This window comes from Amycolatopsis sp. WAC 04182, from assembly GCF_003947465.1.
In the GTDB taxonomy this organism is placed as follows: domain Bacteria; phylum Actinomycetota; class Actinomycetes; order Mycobacteriales; family Pseudonocardiaceae; genus Amycolatopsis.
Window position 1 is genome coordinate 1 of the sequence record NZ_QHJJ01000014.1, and the last position, 5,210, is coordinate 5,210.

The following is a 5,210-nucleotide window of genomic DNA, read 5'->3' on the forward strand; positions in this document are numbered from 1 at the left end:
TTGCCTCGATCAAATTTGACATTGTTGGAGAGTTTGATCCTGGCTCAGGACGAACGCTGGCGGCGTGCTTAACACATGCAAGTCGAACGATGAAGCCTTTCGGGGTGGATTAGTGGCGAACGGGTGAGTAACACGTGGGCAATCTGCCCTGTACTTTGGGATAAGCCTGGGAAACTGGGTCTAATACCGGATATGACTGCTGATCGCATGGTTGGTGGTGGAAAGCTCCGGCGGTACAGGATGAGCCCGCGGCCTATCAGCTTGTTGGTGGGGTAATGGCCTACCAAGGCGACGACGGGTAGCCGGCCTGAGAGGGTGACCGGCCACACTGGGACTGAGACACGGCCCAGACTCCTACGGGAGGCAGCAGTGGGGAATATTGCACAATGGGCGCAAGCCTGATGCAGCGACGCCGCGTGAGGGATGACGGCCTTCGGGTTGTAAACCTCTTTCGCCAGGGACGAAGCGCAAGTGACGGTACCTGGATAAGAAGCACCGGCTAACTACGTGCCAGCAGCCGCGGTAATACGTAGGGTGCGAGCGTTGTCCGGAATTATTGGGCGTAAAGAGCTCGTAGGCGGTTTGTCGCGTCGTTCGTGAAAACTCCACGCTTAACGTGGAGCGTGCGGGCGATACGGGCAGACTTGAGTTCGGTAGGGGAGACTGGAATTCCTGGTGTAGCGGTGAAATGCGCAGATATCAGGAGGAACACCGGTGGCGAAGGCGGGTCTCTGGGCCGATACTGACGCTGAGGAGCGAAAGCGTGGGGAGCGAACAGGATTAGATACCCTGGTAGTCCACGCTGTAAACGTTGGGCGCTAGGTGTGGGCGACATCCACGTTGTCCGTGCCGTAGCTAACGCATTAAGCGCCCCGCCTGGGGAGTACGGCCGCAAGGCTAAAACTCAAAGGAATTGACGGGGGCCCGCACAAGCGGCGGAGCATGTGGATTAATTCGATGCAACGCGAAGAACCTTACCTGGGCTTGACATGCGCCAGACATCCCTAGAGATAGGGCTTCCCTTGTGGTTGGTGTACAGGTGGTGCATGGCTGTCGTCAGCTCGTGTCGTGAGATGTTGGGTTAAGTCCCGCAACGAGCGCAACCCTTATCCTACGTTGCCAGCGCGTTATGGCGGGGACTCGTGGGAGACTGCCGGGGTCAACTCGGAGGAAGGTGGGGATGACGTCAAGTCATCATGCCCCTTATGTCCAGGGCTTCACACATGCTACAATGGCTGGTACAGAGGGCTGCGATACCGCGAGGTGGAGCGAATCCCTTAAAGCCGGTCTCAGTTCGGATCGCAGTCTGCAACTCGACTGCGTGAAGTCGGAGTCGCTAGTAATCGCAGATCAGCAACGCTGCGGTGAATACGTTCCCGGGCCTTGTACACACCGCCCGTCACGTCATGAAAGTCGGTAACACCCGAAGCCCATGGCCCAACCCGTAAGGGGGGGAGTGGTCGAAGGTGGGACTGGCGATTGGGACGAAGTCGTAACAAGGTAGCCGTACCGGAAGGTGCGGCTGGATCACCTCCTTTCTAAGGAGCAACACATCCACTGTTCCCGGGATACCCGGAACCAGAACGGTGGGGTGGCCGGCACTCAATGCCCGAATGTGGTGTTGTGCTGGTTGCTCAAGGAATTGTGGAACTACTGGTTTATGCGATCGCCGGCTGTTGCCGGGGCGTCTGAGTACTGCTTCCTCCGGGGAGCGTGGAAAGGGTGATCCCGGGATGGTCGGGGATGGTGTTCACAAGCACGCTGTTGGGTCCTGAGGCAACACGCCAAGGGGCTTACACGAGCTCCGGGAGCTGTTTGTTTCTGGTGTGGTGTTTGAGAACTGTAGAGTGGATGCGAGCATCTTTGTGGTCAAGTTGTTAAGGGCACATGGTGGATGTCTTGGCTTCAGGAGCCGATGAAGGACGTGGGAGGCTGCGATATGCCTCGGGGAGCTGTCAACCGAGCTGTGATCCGAGGATTTCCGAATGGGGAAACCCAGCACCAGTTATGTGGTGTTACCCGCATCTGAATATATAGGGTGTGTGGAGGGAACGCGGGGAAGTGAAACATCTCAGTACCCGTAGGAAGAGAAAACAACCGTGATTCCGTGAGTAGTGGCGAGCGAAAGCGGAAGAGGCTAAACCATGCACATGTCAAGCTGTCAGGCGTTGTGTGTGTGGTGTTGTGGGACCCAGCGTCGAGGATCTGACAGTCCTCGGAACGGTTACGCGTGTTAGTGGAACGCCTTGGGATGGGCGACCGGAGTGGGTGAGAGTCCCGTACGCGAAAACATGTTGTGGATCGTTTGTTTGGTGTTCCCGAGTAGCAGCGAGCTCGTGGAATTTGCTGTGAATCTGCCGGGACCACCCGGTAAGCCTAAATACTTCCTGAAGACCGATAGCGGACTAGTACCGTGAGGGAAAGATGAAAAGTACCCCGGGAGGGGAGTGAAAGAGTACCTGAAACCGTGTGCCTACAAGCCGTCAGAGCCCGAGCACATCCTTGTGATGTTGAGGTGATGGCGTGCCTTTTGAAGAATGAGCCTGCGAGTTAGTGCTGCGTGGCGAGGTTAACCCGTGTGGGGTAGCCGTAGCGAAAGCGAGTCTGAATAGGGCGAATATAGTCGCGTGGTCTAGACCCGAAGCGGAGTGATCTACCCATGGCCAGGCTGAAGCGTCGGTAAGACGACGTGGAGGGCCGAACCCACTTAGGTTGAAAACTGAGGGGATGAGCTGTGGGTAGGGGTGAAAGGCCAATCAAACTCCGTGATAGCTGGTTCTCCCCGAAATGCATTTAGGTGCAGCGTCACATGTTTCTCCACGGGGGTAGAGCTACTGGATGGTCTAGGGGCCTTACCGGGTTACCGAAATCAACCAAACTCCGAATACCGTGGTGTGAGAGTGTGGCAGTGAGACGGCGGGGGATAAGCTTCGTCGTCGAGAGGGAAACAGCCCAGAACACCAGCTAAGGCCCCCAAGTGTGTGCTCAGTGGGAAAGGATGTGGGATTGCCCAGACAACCAGGAGGTTGGCTTAGAAGCAGCCACCCTTGAAAGAGTGCGTAATAGCTCACTGGTCAAGTGGTCCTGCGCCGACAATGTAGCGGGGCTTAAGCACACCGCCGAAGCTGTGTCATTCGTGCATATAGATCGGCGTTTCCCTTGCGGGAACGTCTAGTCGCACGGATGGGTAGGGGAGCGTCCTGCATCCAGGGAAGCGGCGGCGGAAGCCAGTCGTGGAGGGTGTGGGAGTGAGAATGCAGGCATGAGTAGCGAATGCAGAGTGAGAAACTCTGCCGCCGGATGACCAAGGGTTCCTGGGCCAGGCTAATCCGCCCAGGGTAAGTCGGGACCTAAGGCGAGGCCGACAGGCGTAGTCGATGGATAACGGGTTGATATTCCCGTACCCGAGCACGTGCGCCCAGGATGAGGCGGTTGATACTAACCACCCAAAGCCAGTTACCGATGTCTTCGGACGGAGGTTTCTGTGTGGAGCGTGGGATCTGATTCCGTAGTAGTCGAGTGATGGGGTGACGCAGGAAGGTAGCTCCGCCAGTGAGTGGTAGTACTGGTGTAAGCGTGTAGGCCGAAACATAGGTAAATCCGTGTTTCATCAAGGCTGAGACGTGATGCGTAGCCGATTGAGGTGAAGTAGAGTGATCCTATGCTGCCGAGAAAAGCCTCTAGCGAGTGCGTGCACGGCCCGTACCCCAAACCAACACAGGTGGTCAGGTAGAGAATACTAAGGCGATCGGGTGAACTGTGGTTAAGGAACTCGGCAAAATGCCCCCGTAACTTCGGGAGAAGGGGGGCCAAACACTCTGAAGTCCCTTGCGGACTAGGGGTGGGTGGCCGCAGAGACCAGCGGAAAGCGACTGTTTACTAAAAACACAGGTCCATGCGAAGTCGCAAGACGATGTATATGGACTGACGCCTGCCCGGTGCTGGAACGTTAAGAGGACCGGTTAACCCTTCGGGGTGAAGCTGAGAATTTAAGCGCCAGTAAACGGCGGTGGTAACTATAACCATCCTAAGGTAGCGAAATTCCTTGTCGGGTAAGTTCCGACCTGCACGAATGGCGTAACGACTTTCCGGCTGTCTCAACCACAGGCCCGGCGAAATTGCACTACGAGTAAAGATGCTCGTTACGCGCGGCAGGACGGAAAGACCCCGGGACCTTTACTATAGTTTGGTATTGGTTTTCGGTTCGGCTTGTGTAGGATAGGTGGGAGACTGTGAAGCCGGCACGCTAGTGTTGGTGGAGTCGTTGTTGAAATACCACTCTGGTCGGATTGGGAATCTGAACCTCGGACCATGATCTGGTTCAGGGACAGTGCCTGATGGGTAGTTTAACTGGGGCGGTTGCCTCCTAAAGAGTAACGGAGGCGCCCAAAGGTTCCCTCAGCCTGGTTGGCAATCAGGTGTTGAGTGCAAGTGCACAAGGGAGCTTGACTGTGAGACAGACATGTCGAGCAGGGACGAAAGTCGGGACTAGTGATCCGGCACCACCTGGTGGAAGGGGTGTCGCTCAACGGATAAAAGGTACCCCGGGGATAACAGGCTGATCTTGCCCAAGAGTCCATATCGACGGCATGGTTTGGCACCTCGATGTCGGCTCGTCGCATCCTGGGGCCGGAGTAGGTCCCAAGGGTTGGGCTGTTCGCCCATTAAAGCGGCACGCGAGCTGGGTTTAGAACGTCGTGAGACAGTTCGGTCCCTATCCGCCGCGCGCGTAGGATACTTGAGGAAGGCTGTCCCTAGTACGAGAGGACCGGGACGGACGAACCTCTGGTATGCCAGTTGTCACGCCAGTGGCATGGCTGGTTGGCCACGTTCGGAAGGGATAACCGCTGAAGGCATCTAAGCGGGAAGCCTGTTCCAAGATGAGGTATCCCACCCCTTTGTGGGTTAAGGCCCCCAACAGACCATTGGGTTGATAGGCCAGAAATGGAAGCACAGTAATGTGTTGTCGAGTTGACTGGTACTAATAGGCCGAGGACTTGCCCACAAAGATGTTACGCATCCACTCTACAGCTCTGAAACACCACACAACCACCATCAGTATTCGGTGGGGAGTGTTGTTTCGTAGTGTTTCGGTGGTTATAGCGTCAGGGAAACGCCCGGTCCCATTCCGAACCCGGAAGCTAAGCCTGACAGCGCCGATGGTACTGCAACCGAAGGGTTGTGGGAGAGTAGGACACCGCCGGACTAAC

3 rRNA genes are annotated in these 5,210 nt (G+C 56.4%); all 3 read left to right on the forward strand.

From position 1 onward, the window contains the following. Positions 1–21: 21 nt before the first annotated feature. The 3 genes from DMH01_RS42205 to rrf all read left to right on the forward strand — a co-directional run bounded on the left by DMH01_RS42205 (position 22) and on the right by rrf (position 5,206). Positions 22–1,538, forward strand: a 16S ribosomal RNA gene (locus DMH01_RS42205). Between the two features lie 329 nt (positions 1,539–1,867). Beyond that, positions 1,868–5,005, forward strand: a 23S ribosomal RNA gene (locus DMH01_RS42210). 84 nt (positions 5,006–5,089) lie between these two features. Beyond that, positions 5,090–5,206 (forward strand): 5S ribosomal RNA (rrf, locus tag DMH01_RS42215). Together the 16S, 23S and 5S rRNA genes form the textbook arrangement of a ribosomal RNA operon. Positions 5,207–5,210 lie beyond the last annotated feature (4 nt).